We start from the raw sequence: 15,413 nt of genomic DNA, 5'->3' as shown, positions 1-15,413 counted from the left end.
CTGTCGCACCAACGATGTGAAACGGCCAGGAGCTGCCCATGACCACGAACCTGCGACTGCCCGGACGACCCGAAGAGATCACTCTCCCCGCCCTGCTGGCCCGCAACGCCGCCGAGCACGGGCAGCTGCCCGCCCTCTCGTGGCGCGCCGGCCCCGGCTCCGCCGACTGGGCGACCCTCACCTGGAGCGAGGTCCGCCGCAAGGTGGCCGTCCTCGCCTCCGGCTACGCCGCCCTGGGGGTCGAGCGCGGTGAGCACGTCCTGATGATGATGGGCAACCGCCCCGAGCACTGGCTCAGCGACCTCGCCCTCGTCCACCTCGGCGCCGTGCCCGTCACCGTGTACGGGACCTCCGCGCCCGAGCAGATCGCCCACATCGCCCGCCACAGCCGGGCCAGGGTCGCCGTCGTCGAGGGCGCCCGCGAACTCCCGCGCTGGGAGCCGCTGCTGGCCGACGCGACCGTCCCGCTGGAGCGCCTCGTCGTGGCCGAGGCGGCCGACGCGGGCGGGCACTCCACATACGGCTCCCTGCACGCCGGCGGCGCGCGGCTGCACCGCGCCGACGCCTTCGAGAAGGCCTGGCGCGAGACGCGCCCCGAGGACCCGCTGACCGTCGTCTACACCTCCGGGACCACCGGCGACCCCAAGGGCGTGCGGCTGACCCACCGCAACCTCATGCTCCAGGCGATCCGCCTCGACCGGCACGTGGACCTGCCCGAGCACGCCGAGCACCTCTGCTACCTGCCCTTCGCGCACATCGCCGAGCGGGTCCTCGGCATCTACCTGCCCCTGCTGCGGGCCGCGCACGTGCGGCTGTGCGCCGACCCCGCCGCCGTGGCGGGGGCGGTCCGCGAACTGCACCCCGTGCAGTTCTTCGGCGTGCCCCGTGTGTGGGAGAAGCTCGCCGCCTCGGTCCGCGCGGTCCTCGCGCAGCTGCCCGAGGCCCAGCGCACCGCCATCGAGGCCGCGAACGACCTGGCCCGTGCCCGCGCCGGTCACCGGGAGCGCGGCGAGGAGGTGCCGGCCGCGCTCGAAGCCTCGTACGCCCGGGCGAAGGAGCAGGCGCTGGACCCGCTGCTGCGCCTGGCCGGGCTGGACCGGCTGGTCTGGACGGCCAGCGCCACCGCGCCGATGCCGATCGACGTGGTCCGCTTCTGGGCCGGCTGGGGCATCACGATCATGGACGCCTGGGGCCTCACCGAGACGGCGGGCGTGTGCACGGTCAACAGCCCGGACCGCTTCCGGCTCGGCTCGGTGGGCCGCCCGATCGAGGGGCTGGAGCTGAGGCTCGCCGAGGACGGGGAGATCCTCACCCGCGGCACGACCGTCTTCGGCGGCTACCTGCGGCCGGACGGCACGGTGGAGAGCGCGTCCGACGACGAGGGCTGGTTCCCCACCGGGGACGTGGGCCGGCTCGACGAGGACGGGTTCCTCTGGCTGACCGACCGCAAGAAGGAACTGATCATCACCTCGAACGGCAAGAACGTCTCGCCGGCGCTGGTGGAGAACACGGTCAAGGAGCACCCCCTGATCGGCCAGGCCCTCGTCCACGGCGACGGCCGGTCCTACCTCGTCGCCCTGCTGGTCCTGGACCCCGAGCTGGCCCCGGTCTGGGCCGCCGCCCGGGGGATCGAGGCCGCCTCACCGGCCGAGCTCGCCGCGCACCCGGCCGTCCGGGAGGAGGTCGCCCGCGCGGTCGAGGCGGCCAACGCCCGGCTCAACCGGACCGAGCAGATCAAGCGGTACCGGCTGCTGACCGGGGAGTGGGGCCCCGACAGCGGGGAGCTCACGCCCTCGCTCAAGCTCCGCCGCCGCGTGATCCGCGAGAAGTACGGCGCACTGATCGACGAACTGTACGAGGAGCCGTACGCGGCCCCGTGACCGGTGGAGCCGACGCACCGCACCCGGGGGGACGGACCGGGTGCGGTGCGCGGCTGTCAGCGGCCGATCAACGGGTAGTGGTCCGAGAGGTTGGTGTAGGTGTAGGAGGTGCCCCAGCTGGAGACCGTCCAGGGCGCCGACTGCTCCTTGACCACGTTGTTCTCCCAGTTCGCGGGGCGGGCGTTGCCCTTGCGGTAGAGCACGTAGTCCAGGTCCTCGCGCGGGTCGGTCGGGTAGCGGTAGTTCGCTATCGAGTTCAACGCGGTGTCGAAGGAGTACGGGTGGCCCGTGCGGGTGTCGGAGCCCGCCAGGTCGGCGTTGGCGAGCAGGGCGGCGTACTCGGGCGTGCGCGAGTCGACGTTCAGGTCGCCCGCCACGATGACCTGCTCGTTCGCCGGGATGTTCTTCCCGTCGAGGAAGGCGTCGATCGCGCGGAACTGGCGGGCGCGCATGTCCGCCGCCTCGCCCGCGCCGCAGCCGGAGTCGGTGGACTGGGCGTGCGTGCCGACCACGTGCACCTTGGCGCCGTTCACGTTCAGCACCACATAGGCGAAGCCCTTGTTGGACCACCAGTCGGCGCCGCAGGCGTCCTTGTAGACCACCTGCTCCTTGCGGACGATCGGCCACTTGCTCAGGACCGTGACGCCGCCGTCCTCCGGGGTGGTGGAGGAGTAGGCGCCGCCCGTGGCGTCCCAGCCGCTCTTGCTGCGGCCGACGACCGGGGTCTGGTACGGGTACTGCGCGGCGGAGTTGGCCTTCAGCGCGTCCGACGCGCCGTTGTCGAAGGCCTCCTGGAGCACGACCACGTCGTGGCCCTGGTAGAAGGAGGCCTTGGGGATCTCCGCGGCCCGGTGGTCCTGGCCCCAGTTCGGGTAGAGGTTCTTGCTCATCAGGAACACGTTGTACGACAGGACGCTGAGCCGCGGGGCGGCGGCGCCCTCCGCGGCCGCGGCGGCGGGCGCGGAGGTGGCGGCCAGGGCGCCGGCGGCGACCGCCGCTACGGCCGCCGCGGCGGCACGGTGGCGACGGGGGGAGTTCTGCGGCATGGGGGACTCCATCATTCCTGCGGGAAGATCGGCTCCGTCATCCAAGCAGCCGCGGTTACCTCTGGGTAACACCCGTGCAGCGACTTTCTGTCCGGCTCGGGGCCATCCGGTGCTCGCATACTGGTGACATGGAGAGAACGGCAGCCCACGCGTCCGGAAGCCGCCCCGCGCGCCCCCGCACCGATCCCGAGCCGCCGCCCCCGGGCGGGGTGCTGTGGACCATCGCCGGCGACGTCCGGGCCCTGCTGATGCTGCCCGCCGCCTTCACCCTGCAGGTCGCCCACCCCGCGATCGGGGCCGGCGTCGACCAGTACTCCGTCTTCCGCACCGACCCCTGGGGCCGTGGCGAGCGCTCCCTGCGCTCGGTCCAGCTGTGGGTGTACGGCGGGGCGGAGGCCGCCGAGGAAGGCCGCCGGGTCCGCCGCCTGCACAAGGAGATCCAGGGCACCGACACCCGCGGCCGCCGCTACCACTCCCTCGACCCCGCCTGCTACTCCTGGGTGCACGCCACCGGCTTCCCCGTCTACCTGTACGCCGGGCGCTACCTGCTGCGCCGCTTCACCCCCGCCCAGGAGCGGCAGCTCTACCGGGAGTGGCTGCAGGTGGGCCGGATCCTCGGCATCCACGACCGGGACATGCCGCAGAGCATCGAGGAGTACTGGACGTACTGGGGCCGGATGCTGGCCGAGGAGATAGAGCCCACCAAGGTCGCCCGCGAGCTGATCGCCACCGATGTGCCGCTGCCCCGGCCCGAGGCCGGTTCCCTCGCCGTACGCGTGCTGCTGCGGCTGACCTGGCCCGCCCTGCGGGCGGCGTTCCTGCGCCTGCGGGCCTTCGTCACCGTCGGGTACATGCCGCCCGAGGCGCGGGCCGCCCTCGGGCTGGAGTGGAGCGCGGCCCAGGAGCGCAGGCTCCGCGGGTTCAGCACGGCCCTGCGCCTCCTCGTACCGCTGCTGCCGGAGCGGCTGCGGTACCTGCCCATCGCGCGGGCGGCGCGAGCCCGATGGCGCGCCGCCGCCCGCTGACGGGACTCAGTGCTCGCCGTGCGTGTGGATCGTGTTCGTCTCCGCGATCTTCTTCCAGGACTTCGGCTCCGCGGCGGGCTTCGCGGGAGCGGCCTGCTGTGAGCGGGCCGCGGGCTTGCCCGCCGCCGGGTTCAGGGCCGAGGCCGCCGGCTTGCCCGGGGTGTAGAGCCAGGTCTCGAAGAGCTGCGCGAGGGGCTTGTTCGAGACCTTCTCGGCGTAGCGCACGAAGTCCCCGACCTTGGCGTTGCCGTAGGCACGCTCGGTCGGCCAGCCCTTGAGGATCTGGAAGAACTTCTCGTCGCCGATCTCGTTGCGCAGCGCCTGCAGGGCGATGCCCCCGCGGTCGTAGACGGCTCCGTGGAACTGGTTCTCCGGACCCGGGTCACCCGGCTTGACCTGCCAGAACGCGTCCTCGGCCGGGCGCAGGGCGTAGGCCCAGTCGGCGAGCTCCTGCGCGGTGCCCTCGCCCTCCTTCTCCGACCACAGCCACTGGCTGTAGCGGGCGAAGCCCTCGTTGATCCAGATGTCCTTCCAGCCGTCGACGGACACGCTGTCGCCGTACCACTGGTGGGCCAGCTCGTGCACGACCACCGAGACGTTGGCGCCGTTCTGGAACTGGCGCGGGCCGTAGAACGGGCGGGTCTGCGTCTCCAGCGCGTAGCCGGCGTTCACGTTCGGCACGTAACCGCCCAGCGCGTTGAAGGGGTACGGGCCGAAGACCCCCTCCAGCCACTCGGTGACCTCGCCGGTGCGCTCCACGCTCGCGCGCGCCGAGCCCGCGTTGTCGCCGAGGTCCTTGCTGTAGGCGTTGACGATCGGCAGCCCGCTCGCCGTCGTGTCGGTGGTGATGTCGAACTTGCCGACGGCGAGGGTGGCGAGGTAGGTGGCCTGCGGCTTGTTGGACCGCCAGTTGTACCGGGTCCAGCCGAGGCGCGAGGTCTGCGACTGGAGTACGCCGTTGCTGATGGCCTGGGTGCCGTCGGGGACGTTGACGGAGACGTCGAAGGTGGCCTTGTCCAGGGGGTGGTCGTTGCTCGGGAACCACCAGGCCGCCGAGTCGGGCTCCTGGGCCGCCACCCCGCCGTCGGGCGTGCGCTGCCAGGCCGTCCAGCCGTCCACCTTGAACTCCGAGGGCTTCCCGGCGTACTTGACGACGACGGTCAGCGGGGTGTTGGGGGCCAGCGGCTTCGCCGGGGTGACCTCCAGCTCGTGGGAGCCGGACGTGGCGAACTTCGCCTTGGTGCCGTTGACGCGGATCTCGCTGACCTTGAGGCCGAAGTCGAGGTTGAAGCGGGACAGGTCCTGCTTGGCGGTGGCGAGGAGGGTGGCGGTGCCTTCGAGCAGGTCGGTCTTGGGCTGGTACCGCAGGCGCAGGTCGTAGTGGGACACGTCGTATCCGCCGTTGCCGCTGGCCGGGTAGTAGGGGTCGCCGATTCCCGGGGCACCCGGACCGGCACTCGCCGCCGACGCCGGGATCACCAGCAGCAGGGAAGCGGCGAGCACGCTCGGGGCGATGACTTTGCGGTGCACGAATGACTCCAAGTGGTAGGGGAGGCAGGTCGGTTCCAGGTCTTGTGGCTCGACCGTATTCACCCGTGATCGCTCACGTCATGTCCATGGCCCCTGCTGTCACACGATCGCCATTCGGCCGTCACGGTAGGGCGGACGGGGCCGGGCGTGCGCCGTGGGTGCCGCGCGCCGGGCACACCCCGCCGACGGCCCGGCACGGCCCGCCCGTGGCCCGCGACCTGCGGCGCAGCCGCCGGCTCCGCATCCCGCCGGCGCCCGCGCGACCCATGCCGAGGAGGCGCGGAGCAGCGCTGCGCCGCATCGCGTCCGGCCCTGCGGATCGGCCGAATCGGGCCTGAGGACCCGGGGGAGTCCTGCTCCTCACGGCCGGCGTGCCGGCGGTTCAGTCGACGAGGAGGCGCCAGGTGGTGAGGGCGAGGGTGGCCCGCAGGAGGGCGGAGGGGTCGGTCAGGTCGAGGCCCATGGCCTTTCCGATCTGGTCGATCCGGCGGGCGACGCTGCTGTGGTGGAGGTGCAGGAGGTCGGCGGCCCGGCGCAGGGAGCCGGTGGCGCAGTAGGCGTCGAGGGTCGCCAGGTCCTCCGGGTGGGCGGCCACGCGGGCGACCGCGGCCACGTCGGGATTCGCGCGCGCCGCGGCCCGGGGTACGTCGGCCAGCAGGGCCAGCGCGCCCAGGTCGTCGTGGCGGACGACGGGTTCGCGCGCGGTGGTGAAGCGCAGGGCGGTACGGGCCTGCCGCCAGGAGCGGTCGGGGCTGCCGGCGGCGCCGATGCCCGCGCGTACGTCCGCCGGGAAGCGGGCCGGGTCGACGGCGCCGGCCAGGACGACGCCCACGCCCCCGACCGTCGCCGCCTTCACCGGGCGGGCCGGGCACGCCAGGGCGCCGATCCGGTCGAGCGGCAGCCGCGACCGTACGGCGACGGCGCGGACCGGCTGGTCGGCGGCGAAACCCAGCAGCCGCAGCGCCCGGGCCCGGCCCGCCTCGTCGCCGTCGGAGCTGATCGCCAGTTCGACGAGCGCGGGGTCGGCCATGGTGGTGGGGGCCGGCCCGTACCGTTCGACGACCGCGGCGGCGGCGAGGGCGAGCCGGTCCAGGAGCACGTCGTCGAGCGGGTTCGGCGGGCCGGGACGCTCCAGCCACACCGTGCCGACCTCCTCCTCGTCCAGGGTGATCGGCGCGCTGGAGGACGCGGCGGGCGGCGGGGCGGACACCGGTCCGCCGTCGGGCGCGACGCGGACCACCCGCCCCGTGCCGTGGAGCCGGAACCCGGCCACGCATTCGGCGAGGCCCGCCGAAGCCCGGGCGAGCGCCGGGAGGTCCACCCGACGGCGCATCAGCGTGTCGTAGAACGCGACGACGCGGATCGCGCCCTCGGCGTACGCATCAAGTCCCGACAGCCGAACGGCCAGTGCCTCCATGGCGCAAGGATAGGCAGCGGCCGGTGCGCCGTTCGGCGCGCGATCGGGGCCGGACGCGCGACGGACGGCGGACGACCCGCCCGGGTGCGGGCCGTGAGGATGGGCGTCATGGATCCCGAACTCGAAGCATTCATCCCGTTGCTCGCCCCGCTGGACCTGAGCGACCCGGTCGCCGCACGCAAGGAGTTCGCCGAGCGCGCCGCAGCGGCGCCCGCGCCGGACACGTCGGACATGGAGGTCGAGGACCGCACGGTGCCCGCCGACCCGGACGTGCCGGTGCGGATCTACCGCCCGCACCGGGCCCAGGGCGCCGTCGTCTGGCTGCACGGCGGCGGCGGGGTCTTCGGCGACCTGGACACCGAGCACCCCTGGGCCGCCCGGATCGCCGGCCTCTCCGGGGCGGTGGTGGTCTCGGTGGGCTACCGCCTGGCGCCCGAGCACCCGTTCCCGGCCGCCCTGGCCGACGCCTACGCCGTACTGGACTGGACGGCCGGCCACGCGGACGAACTCGGCGTCGACCCGGCGCGGATCGCGGTCGGCGGACACAGCGCCGGTGCGAACCTCGCCGCCGCGACCGCGCTGCGGGCCCGTGACGAGCAGGGGCCCGCGATCCGCTTCCAACTGCTCAACCAGCCGGGACTGGACGACCGTCAGGAGACGTGGTCGGCACGGAACTTCACCGACACCCCCTGGTTCAACCGCGACCAGATCGCCACGGCCTGGCGGCACTACCTGGGTTCCCGGCCCGCCACCCCGTACGCCGCGCCGGCGCGGGCCGCCGACCTGTCCGGCCTGCCACCCGCGTACATCGCCACCGCGGAGTTCGACCCGAACCGCGACGAGGACATCGACTACGCGGTGCGCCTGCTGCGGGCGGGCGTGTCGGTGGAACTGCACCAGTGGCCCGGCACCTTCCACGGCTCCCAGGCGATCCTGTCCGCCGAGGTCTCGCAGCGGCAGAACGCCGAACTCGCCGCCGCACTGCGGCGCGCCCTCGCCGCATGAGCCGCGAACACCAACCCACCCATGACGAAAGGACAGACGTGTCGAGGATCCGACTGGCGGTATGCGCGAGCGCGGCCGCACTGAGTCTCTGTGCGGGCACGGCCTCGGCGGCTCCCGCGAGCCCGACGACCGCTTTCGAGCCCGCGGAGCTGCAGTCCGCCCTGGACGGTGTCCACCGGGCCGGAGTCCCGGGGGTGTTCGCCGAGGTGCGCGACGGCGGCCGGACCTGGCGCGGGGCCTCCGGGGTCGCCGACGTCGGGACCGGCCGTCCCGTCAGGCCCGACATGCGCCAGCGCGTCGGCAGCATCACCAAGACCTTCACCGCCGCCGCGGTCATGCAACAGGTCGAGCAGGGCCGGATCCGGCTCGACGCACCGATCGGCGACCACCTGCCGCAACTGGTACCGGGGGAACGCGGCAGGAAGATCACGGTCCGGATGCTCCTCAACAACACCAGCGGCCTTCCCGACTACATCCGCGAGGCGTTCCCCTCGCTGCGGGACATGTCGCCCCAGAGCCTGGACGACAACCGCTTCAGGCGGTTCCGCCCGGCCGAGCTCATCGCGATGGGCGTCAACGCGCCTCCGGCGAGCGAGCCCGGAGCCACTCCCGGGGTGTATTCCAACACCAACTACCTGCTCCTCGGTCAACTCCTGGAGCAGGTGACCGGCACCACGGCCGAGGAGTACATCACCCGGAACGTCATCGAGCGCGCCGGGCTCCGGCACACCGGATTTCCCACCGGGCCGCGTATCGAGGGACCGCACTCGCGGATGTACGAGGCCCTCTGGGGACTGATCGACCCGCCGCGCGACTACAGCGTCTACGACATGTCCTGGACGGGGACGGGGGCGGCCCTCGTGTCGACCATGGACGATCTCAACCGCTTCTACGGCAAGCTGCTCGACGGGAAGATCGTCAGCCGGTCCTCGCTGGCCCAGATGCAGCGCACGGTCCCGGTCATCGCCCTGGACGGATCGACGATCGACTACGGCCTCGGCCTGCACAAGGTCGTCGTCCCGGACTGCGGCACCTTCTGGGGGCACGACGGCACGGTCTGGGGTGCCGGCACGATCTCCCTGACCCGGGCCGACGGCCGCCGACAGATGTCCGTCGCGGTCAACCTCCAGAGGTGGAAAGGGCCGGACGGCTCGGGGGAGCCGCAGCACCACCCCGTCGACGACGCGCTGAAGTCCCTGTACGGGCAGGCGATGTGCGGTGACGCCGACGCCGGGGTGCGGCCGGCCGGGGACGCGGGGGAGGTGTCCACGGGGTGAGACGCGCACCACCGGCCGTCGCCCTACCCGGCGTACCGAACAGTCGGTAGCGTGCGGCGCATGACCTCTCCTCTGCTCGCCGCCCGTCGCTGCTGGCACGCCGCGATCAACCCGCTGCACGCCGCCGTGTACTTCTCGCCGGAGATCGCCAAGGAATTCGCCGCCCTCGGCGTCACCGACCCGGTGGCCGTCAACCTCGCCCACCGGTCGGCCGCCATGGGGGCAGTCGGGGCGGGCGCGGTCACCGCCACCTTCTACAACTACCGCCACGACCTGGTCGCCCGGCACCTGCCCGCCGTCTGGGAGACCACCACCCCCGAGGAGGCCCTCGCCGCCCGGCTGCGGGCCGCCGACGGCTGCCTGCGCCGGCTCCTCGGCGCCGAGACGATAGCCTCGCCCGAACTCGCCGAGGCCGCCGACCTCGCGATGCGCGCCACCGAGGGCTGCACCCGGCACGCCCGCACCCTCTACGCGGCCCACGCCGACCTCCCCGTACCGCGGGAGCCGCACCTGCGGCTGTGGCACGCCACCACCCTGCTGCGCGAACACCGCGGCGACGGCCACCTCGCCGCCCTGCTCCTGGCGGGTCTGGACCCGGTCGAGGCACTGGTCAGCCACACCGCCACCGGCAAGGGCATGACCCCGAAGTGGCTCAAGGGCATGCGCGGCTGGGGGCAGGAGGACCTGGACGCCGCGGCCGACCGGCTGCGCGAGCGCGGCGTGCTCGACGCCGCCGGCGAGCTGACCGAGCAGGGCGTCGCCCTGCGCGAGCGGCTGGAGGACGACACCGACCGTCTCGACGCCGCCCCGTACGAGCGCCTCGGCGAGGACGGCGTGGCCCGCCTGACCGAACTCGGCGGCGCCCTCGTGATCAAGGCGGTGACCGCCGGCGCCTTCCCCGCGGACCTCATGGGCAGGGGCTGACGGACGGGGCTCCCGCCGTCCGTCCCCGCCACCTGCCACAATTGGCAGCCTTCCAGTGCAAACGAAGGCAGGCGGGACCCGATCGTGACGATGTCCATCGAAGGCAGGATCGCCGAGGAGCTCGGCGTACGGGAGCGGCAGGTGAAGGCCGCCGTCGAGCTGCTCGACGGCGGCTCCACCGTGCCGTTCATCGCGCGCTACCGCAAGGAAGCGACGGAGATGCTCGACGACGCCCAGCTGCGCACCCTCGAGGAGCGGCTGCGGTATCTGCGCGAGCTGGAGGACCGGCGCGCGGCGATCCTCGACTCCGTGCGGGAGCAGGGCAAGCTCGACGCCGAGCTGGAGGCCCGGATCAACGCGGCCGACACCAAGGCCCGGCTGGAGGACATCTACCTCCCCTTCAAGCCCAAGCGGCGCACCAAGGCGCAGATCGCCCGCGAGGCCGGGTTGGAGCCGCTGGCGGACGGCCTGCTGGCCGACCCGTCCGTGGAACCGGCCGCCGCGGCCGCCGCGTTCGTCGACGCCGACAAGGGCGTCGCCGACCCGGCGGCCGCCCTCGAAGGCGCCCGAGCCATCCTCACCGAGCGGTTCGGCGAGGACGCCGACCTGATCGGCGAACTGCGCGAGCGCATGTGGGGCCGCGGCCGGCTCGCCGCGAAGGTCCGCGAGGGCAAGGAGGAGGCGGGCGCCAAGTTCGCCGACTACTTCGACTTCGCCGAGCCGTTCACCGCGCTGCCCTCCCACCGCGTCCTCGCCATGCTGCGCGGCGAGAAGGAGGACGTCCTCGACCTCAGCCTGGAGCCCGAGGCCCCCGAGGACGCGGCCGCCGGCCCGTCCACGTACGAGGGCATGATCGCCCGCCGCTTCGGCATCAACGACCGAGGCCGTCCCGGCGACAAGTGGCTGGGCGACACGGTGCGCTGGGCCTGGCGTACGAAGATCCAGGTGCACCTCGGCATCGACCTGCGCATGCGGCTGCGCCAGGCCGCCGAGGACGAGGCCGTACGGGTCTTCGCGTCCAACCTGCGCGACCTGCTGCTCGCGGCGCCCGCCGGCACCCGGGCCACGCTCGGCCTGGACCCGGGCTTCCGTACCGGCGTGAAGGTCGCCGTCGTGGACGCCACCGGCAAGGTCGTGGCCACGGACGTGATCTACCCGCACGTGCCCGCCAACAAGTGGGACGAGTCCCTCGCCAAGCTGGCCCGCCTCGCGAAGGAGCACGCGGTCGAGCTGATCGCCATCGGCAACGGCACCGCCTCCCGCGAGACCGACAGGCTCGCCGGGGACCTCATCACGCGCCACCCCGAACTGGGGCTCACCAAGGTGATGGTCTCGGAGGCGGGCGCCTCCGTGTACTCGGCGTCGGCCTTCGCCTCCCAGGAACTGCCCGGCATGGACGTGTCGCTGCGCGGCGCCGTCTCCATCGCCCGCCGCCTCCAGGACCCGCTCGCCGAGCTGGTCAAGATCGACCCGAAGTCGATCGGCGTCGGCCAGTACCAGCACGACCTGTCCGAGGTGAAGCTGTCGCGCTCGCTCGACGCGGTCGTCGAGGACTGCGTGAACGGCGTCGGGGTGGACGTCAACACGGCCTCCGCGCCCCTGCTTTCGCGCGTGTCGGGCATCAGCGGCGGCCTCGCCGAGAACATCGTGGCCCACCGCGACGCCAACGGCCCCTTCCGCAGCCGCAAGGGGCTCAAGGACGTGGCCCGCCTCGGCCCGAAGGCGTACGAGCAGTGCGCGGGCTTCCTGCGGATCCGCGGCGGGGACGACCCGCTGGACGGCTCGGCCGTGCACCCCGAGGCCTACCCGGTGGTGCGGGCCATGGGCAAGACGGCGGGCGGCGAGGTGGCGGCCCTGATCGGCAACACCTCCGTCCTGCGCTCCCTGCGCCCCGAGCAGTTCGTCACCGAGGCCTTCGGCCTGCCCACGGTCACCGACATCCTGCGCGAGCTGGAGAAGCCCGGCCGCGACCCGCGCCCCGCCTTCAAGACGGCCACCTTCAAGGAGGGCGTGGAGAAGATCGGCGACCTGGCCCCCGGGATGATCCTGGAGGGCGTCGTCACCAACGTGGCGGCCTTCGGTGCCTTCATCGACATCGGCGTCCACCAGGACGGCCTGGCACACGTCTCGGCGCTGTCGAAGAACTTCGTCAAGGACCCGCGGGACGTGGTCAAGCCGGGCGACATCGTCCGCGTGAAGGTCATGGACGTGGACATCCCGCGCAAGCGGATCTCGCTCACCCTGCGCCTGGAGGACGAGGCCGGGGCCGAGCGCGGGGCGGGCGCCCCCAGGCAGCGCGAGGACAGGCGGGGCGGCGGCTCCGGCGGCCGTCCCCCGCAGCAACGGGGCGCAGGCGGCGGGGCCCGAGAGGGCGGCCGCGGCCAGGGCGAGCGCGGCCAGGGCGGCCAGGGCCAGCGCCAGGGTCAAGGAGGCCAGGGCCAGGGCGGTCAGGGCCGGCGGCAGGGCGGCGGGGCCCCCGCCCCCGCGAACAGCGCCATGGCGGACGCGCTGCGCCGCGCGGGCCTCACGGCCGGCGAGGAGCGCCGCAAGCGGTAGGCACCGTCGGGGGCGGCTTGCAGCCACCCGGCGCGTCAGGGTCCTCGTACGCGGTGGCCGAATAGGTTCCCCACCTGGGGACTTGTCTTGCCAACTCGCGTACAAGATCTGTAGGCATGGTGGAACGCCCGTTCGTCATCCGGCGGACGGGCTTCCGCGTTTCCCCCTCAGGACCGCAATCCCCGAGGCCGCCTTGAAGGCACAGGACGTCATGCCCATGCCCATACACGCCTACCGACGCTGTCCCGGAAAGGGTCCGAAGAGGGATCACATGCCCCACCGGCAACTCAGCATTCGCAAACGGTGCGAGAACATTCTCAGCCATCTGGATCTGTCCCACCCCTTCTCCCTCGACGTCCTGTGCAACCGGATAGCCGAGCAGCGGGGCCGCCCCATCCGCCTCCACCCGCTCCCCAAGGAGGCGGCGGAGGCCGGGATCTGCGGACTGTGGGTGGGCACGGTCAGCGTCGACTACGTCTTCTACGAGGCGCAGACCACCCCGCTGCACCGGGAGCACATCGTCCTCCACGAGCTCGGCCACATCCTCTTCGGGCACAACTCGCTGGAGGGCGAGGAGACCGACGGCGAAGCTCCGACGGTGCTCGGGCGCACCAACTACACCACCCGCCAGGAGCAGGAGGCGGAAATGCTCGCCAGCATGATCCGCATCCGCACGGCGAACGCCGGCCCGCGCCGTGCCGACCGGGACCGCGGCACGCTGGCCCGGCTGGAGTCGGCCATGGGCTACGAGCGGGGCAACGATGGCAGCTGACCTCACCGCCTTCGGCGACTGGCTCGCCGTCCCCAGCGTGGTCTGCCTGTGGGCCGCCGTCCTGCTCCGCGCGCCCGGCGCCCTGCGCTCCCCCCAGCAGCGCGGCCTGTGGCTGGCCGTCGCCACCGCCGCCGCCGCGATGACCCTGAACCTCCCGGACGTCGTCACCCACGCGATGAAGCGCGGCGCCGACTACGCCCACACCATCGGCCTCGTCCGCAACCTCATCGGCGTGCTGTCGGCGGGCGCCGTGATCTACTTCGTGGCCGCCGCCACCCGCGGCCGCCGGCTCCAACTCGGCTCCTGGGTCGCCACGCTGGCGTGGCTGGGCGCACTCCTGGCCCTGGACGCGGCCGCCCCCGGCCACGGCACCCACACCATGCCGCCGGCCGGTGACCCGGTGCCCTCCCTCGCGTACTGGCTGGTGCTGATCTCCGCGCACGTCATCGCCAACACCGTCTGCGTGGCCCTGTGCTGGCGCTACAGCCGGCGCACCGAGAGCCGGGGCCTCGCCGCCGGACTGCGCCTGTTCGGCCTCGGCACCGCGCTCGCCGGACTGTTCTGGCTGGCCTACCTGCTCAAGGCCCTGTTCGGCAGCACCTGGGCGATGCCCGCCCTCCCGCTGCTGATGAACCTGCACGGCCTGCTGCGCGCCGCCGCCATCCTCGTGCCCACCCTTTTCACCCTCCGCCGCACCGCCGCCGACACCGCCACCGCCTGGCGGCTGTGGCCGCTCTGGCGCGACCTGGTCGAAGCCGTCCCGCACGTGGCGCTGAACAAGCCGCGCGCCGGCCGGGTGGTGGAGCTGCTGTGGCCGCCGGTCCCGCGCAACCTGCTCGTCTACCGCAAGGTCATCGAGACGCGCGACGCGATCCTGATCCTGGGGGAGTACGTGGCCCCGGGCGCGCTGGAGAGGGCCCGCGGCCAGGCCGCCGGACAGGGGATCCCCGAGCAGCGGGCCGGCGCGGCCGCGCTGGCCCGCGTACTGAAGGAGGCGCGGCAGGCCAGGCTCGACGGACTGCCCGGGCGGCCGGGCGAGGCCGCCGCGCTGGAGCTGCCCGCCGCGATCCACACCTCGCAGGAGGGCGGGGACCTCGCGGACGAGGCCCGGTTCCTCGTCGACGTGGCCCAGGCCTACGCCTCTCCCGCCGGCACCACGTCCGTCAGCACAAGGAAGTGAAACCCTCTTGACCACCGCAGGAACCACCGTACTGATCACCGGGGCCAGCGCCGGACTGGGCGCGGCCTTCGCCCGCGGCTTCGCGGCCAAGGGCTGCGACCTGGTCCTCGTCGCCCGCGACAAGGACCGGCTCGAGGCCGTCGCCGCCCGACTGGGCCGCGAATACGGCACCGAGTGCGAGGTGCTGCCCGCCGACCTGCTGGACGCGGGGGACTGCGCGGCGGTCGCCGAACGGCTCGCCGACCGGTCCCGGCCCGTGGACGTGCTGGTCAACAACGCGGGCTTCGGACTGCCCGCGCCGTTCCCGTACAGCCCCCTCGAGGACGAGGAGCGGATGCTCGACCTGCTCGTGAAGGTCCCGCTGCGGCTCACCCACGCCGTCCTGCCGGGCCTGCGCGAACGCCGCCGGGGCGCGGTCCTCAACGTCTCCTCGGTCGCGGGGCTCCTGCCGACCGGCACGTACGGGGCCGCCAAGGCCTGGATCACCGCGTTCAGCGAGTCGCTGCGGGTGGACATGGCGCCGTACGGGGTCCGGGTGCTGGCCGTGGTCCCGGGCTTCACCCGCACCGAGTTCCAGGAGCGCGCCGGTATGGACGTCAGCGCGCTGCGCGACGAGGTCTGGCTGGAACCGGAGGCCGTGGTCGCCCAGGCCTTGAAGGACCTGGCCCTGCGCCGCCCGGTCAGCATCACCGGCCGCCGCTACCAGGCGTACGCCCTCGCGGTCCGGCACCTCCCGCGCGCCTTCGTGGCCCGGAAACTGGCCCGCACGCGCCGCCCCCCGGCCGACCCGGGCGCGTGATC

The 15,413-nt window shown here is 73.4% G+C and carries 12 protein-coding genes; 9 read left to right on the top strand and 3 right to left on the bottom strand.

Annotated features, from left to right (window positions below; all coding sequences use genetic code 11):
* The first annotated feature begins 38 nt into the window (after positions 1-38).
* Positions 39-1,880: an AMP-dependent synthetase/ligase gene (locus ACZ6JT_RS05630; protein WP_469207470.1), complete on the top strand. Its 1,842-nt coding sequence runs from the start codon at positions 39-41 to the stop codon at positions 1,878-1,880.
* Positions 1,881-1,936: 56 nt separating this feature from the next.
* On the opposite strand, the gene sph is transcribed toward ACZ6JT_RS05630, so the two are convergent.
* Positions 1,937-2,926, bottom strand: a complete 990-nt coding sequence (sph, locus tag ACZ6JT_RS05625; protein WP_469207468.1) for a sphingomyelin phosphodiesterase — start codon at positions 2,924-2,926, stop codon at positions 1,937-1,939.
* Positions 2,927-3,054: 128 nt separating this feature from the next.
* On the opposite strand from sph, the gene ACZ6JT_RS05620 reads away from it, so the two are divergent.
* Positions 3,055-3,951: an oxygenase MpaB family protein gene (locus tag ACZ6JT_RS05620; protein ID WP_469207466.1), complete on the top strand. Its 897-nt coding sequence runs from the start codon at positions 3,055-3,057 to the stop codon at positions 3,949-3,951.
* Positions 3,952-3,957: 6 nt separating this feature from the next.
* Here ACZ6JT_RS05620 and ACZ6JT_RS05615 read toward each other — a convergent pair whose 3' ends face one another.
* On the bottom strand, positions 3,958-5,481 hold the full coding sequence (locus ACZ6JT_RS05615) for a M1 family metallopeptidase (RefSeq protein WP_469207464.1): 1,524 nt from the start codon (positions 5,479-5,481) through the stop codon (positions 3,958-3,960).
* A gap of 382 nt (positions 5,482-5,863) precedes the next feature.
* Positions 5,864-6,898, bottom strand: a complete 1,035-nt coding sequence (locus tag ACZ6JT_RS05610) for a PucR family transcriptional regulator (RefSeq protein WP_469207462.1) — start codon at positions 6,896-6,898, stop codon at positions 5,864-5,866.
* A gap of 108 nt (positions 6,899-7,006) precedes the next feature.
* On the opposite strand from ACZ6JT_RS05610, the gene ACZ6JT_RS05605 reads away from it, so the two are divergent.
* From ACZ6JT_RS05605 to ACZ6JT_RS05575, 7 genes are all read left to right on the top strand, one after another.
* The gene (locus ACZ6JT_RS05605) at positions 7,007-7,903 is read left to right on the top strand and encodes an alpha/beta hydrolase (RefSeq protein ID WP_469207460.1); all 897 of its coding nucleotides are present in this window, start codon (positions 7,007-7,009) and stop codon (positions 7,901-7,903) included.
* A gap of 149 nt (positions 7,904-8,052) precedes the next feature.
* A complete protein-coding gene (locus ACZ6JT_RS05600; RefSeq protein WP_469208222.1) occupies positions 8,053-9,180 on the top strand; it encodes a serine hydrolase domain-containing protein in 1,128 nt (375 codons plus the stop codon).
* 60 nt (positions 9,181-9,240) lie between these two features.
* Positions 9,241-10,104, top strand: coding sequence for an SCO6745 family protein (locus ACZ6JT_RS05595; RefSeq protein ID WP_469207458.1), 864 nt, complete (start codon positions 9,241-9,243; stop codon positions 10,102-10,104).
* A gap of 84 nt (positions 10,105-10,188) precedes the next feature.
* On the top strand, positions 10,189-12,660 hold the full coding sequence (locus tag ACZ6JT_RS05590) for a Tex family protein (RefSeq protein ID WP_469207456.1): 2,472 nt from the start codon (positions 10,189-10,191) through the stop codon (positions 12,658-12,660).
* A gap of 271 nt (positions 12,661-12,931) precedes the next feature.
* A complete protein-coding gene (locus tag ACZ6JT_RS05585) occupies positions 12,932-13,432 on the top strand; it encodes a hypothetical protein (protein WP_469207454.1) in 501 nt (166 codons plus the stop codon).
* Positions 13,422-14,612, top strand: a complete 1,191-nt coding sequence (locus ACZ6JT_RS05580) for an MAB_1171c family putative transporter (protein WP_469207452.1) — start codon at positions 13,422-13,424, stop codon at positions 14,610-14,612. The genes ACZ6JT_RS05585 and ACZ6JT_RS05580 overlap by 11 nt, the downstream gene beginning before the upstream one ends.
* A gap of 7 nt (positions 14,613-14,619) precedes the next feature.
* Positions 14,620-15,411, top strand: coding sequence for an SDR family NAD(P)-dependent oxidoreductase (locus ACZ6JT_RS05575; RefSeq protein WP_469207451.1), 792 nt, complete (start codon positions 14,620-14,622; stop codon positions 15,409-15,411).
* The last annotated feature ends 2 nt before the right edge of the window (positions 15,412-15,413 follow it).

This window comes from Streptomyces sp. NPDC046308 (assembly GCF_055588065.1).
Note: the sequence above shows the minus strand (reverse complement) of the source record. Positions and strands in the feature narration are given on the sequence as shown.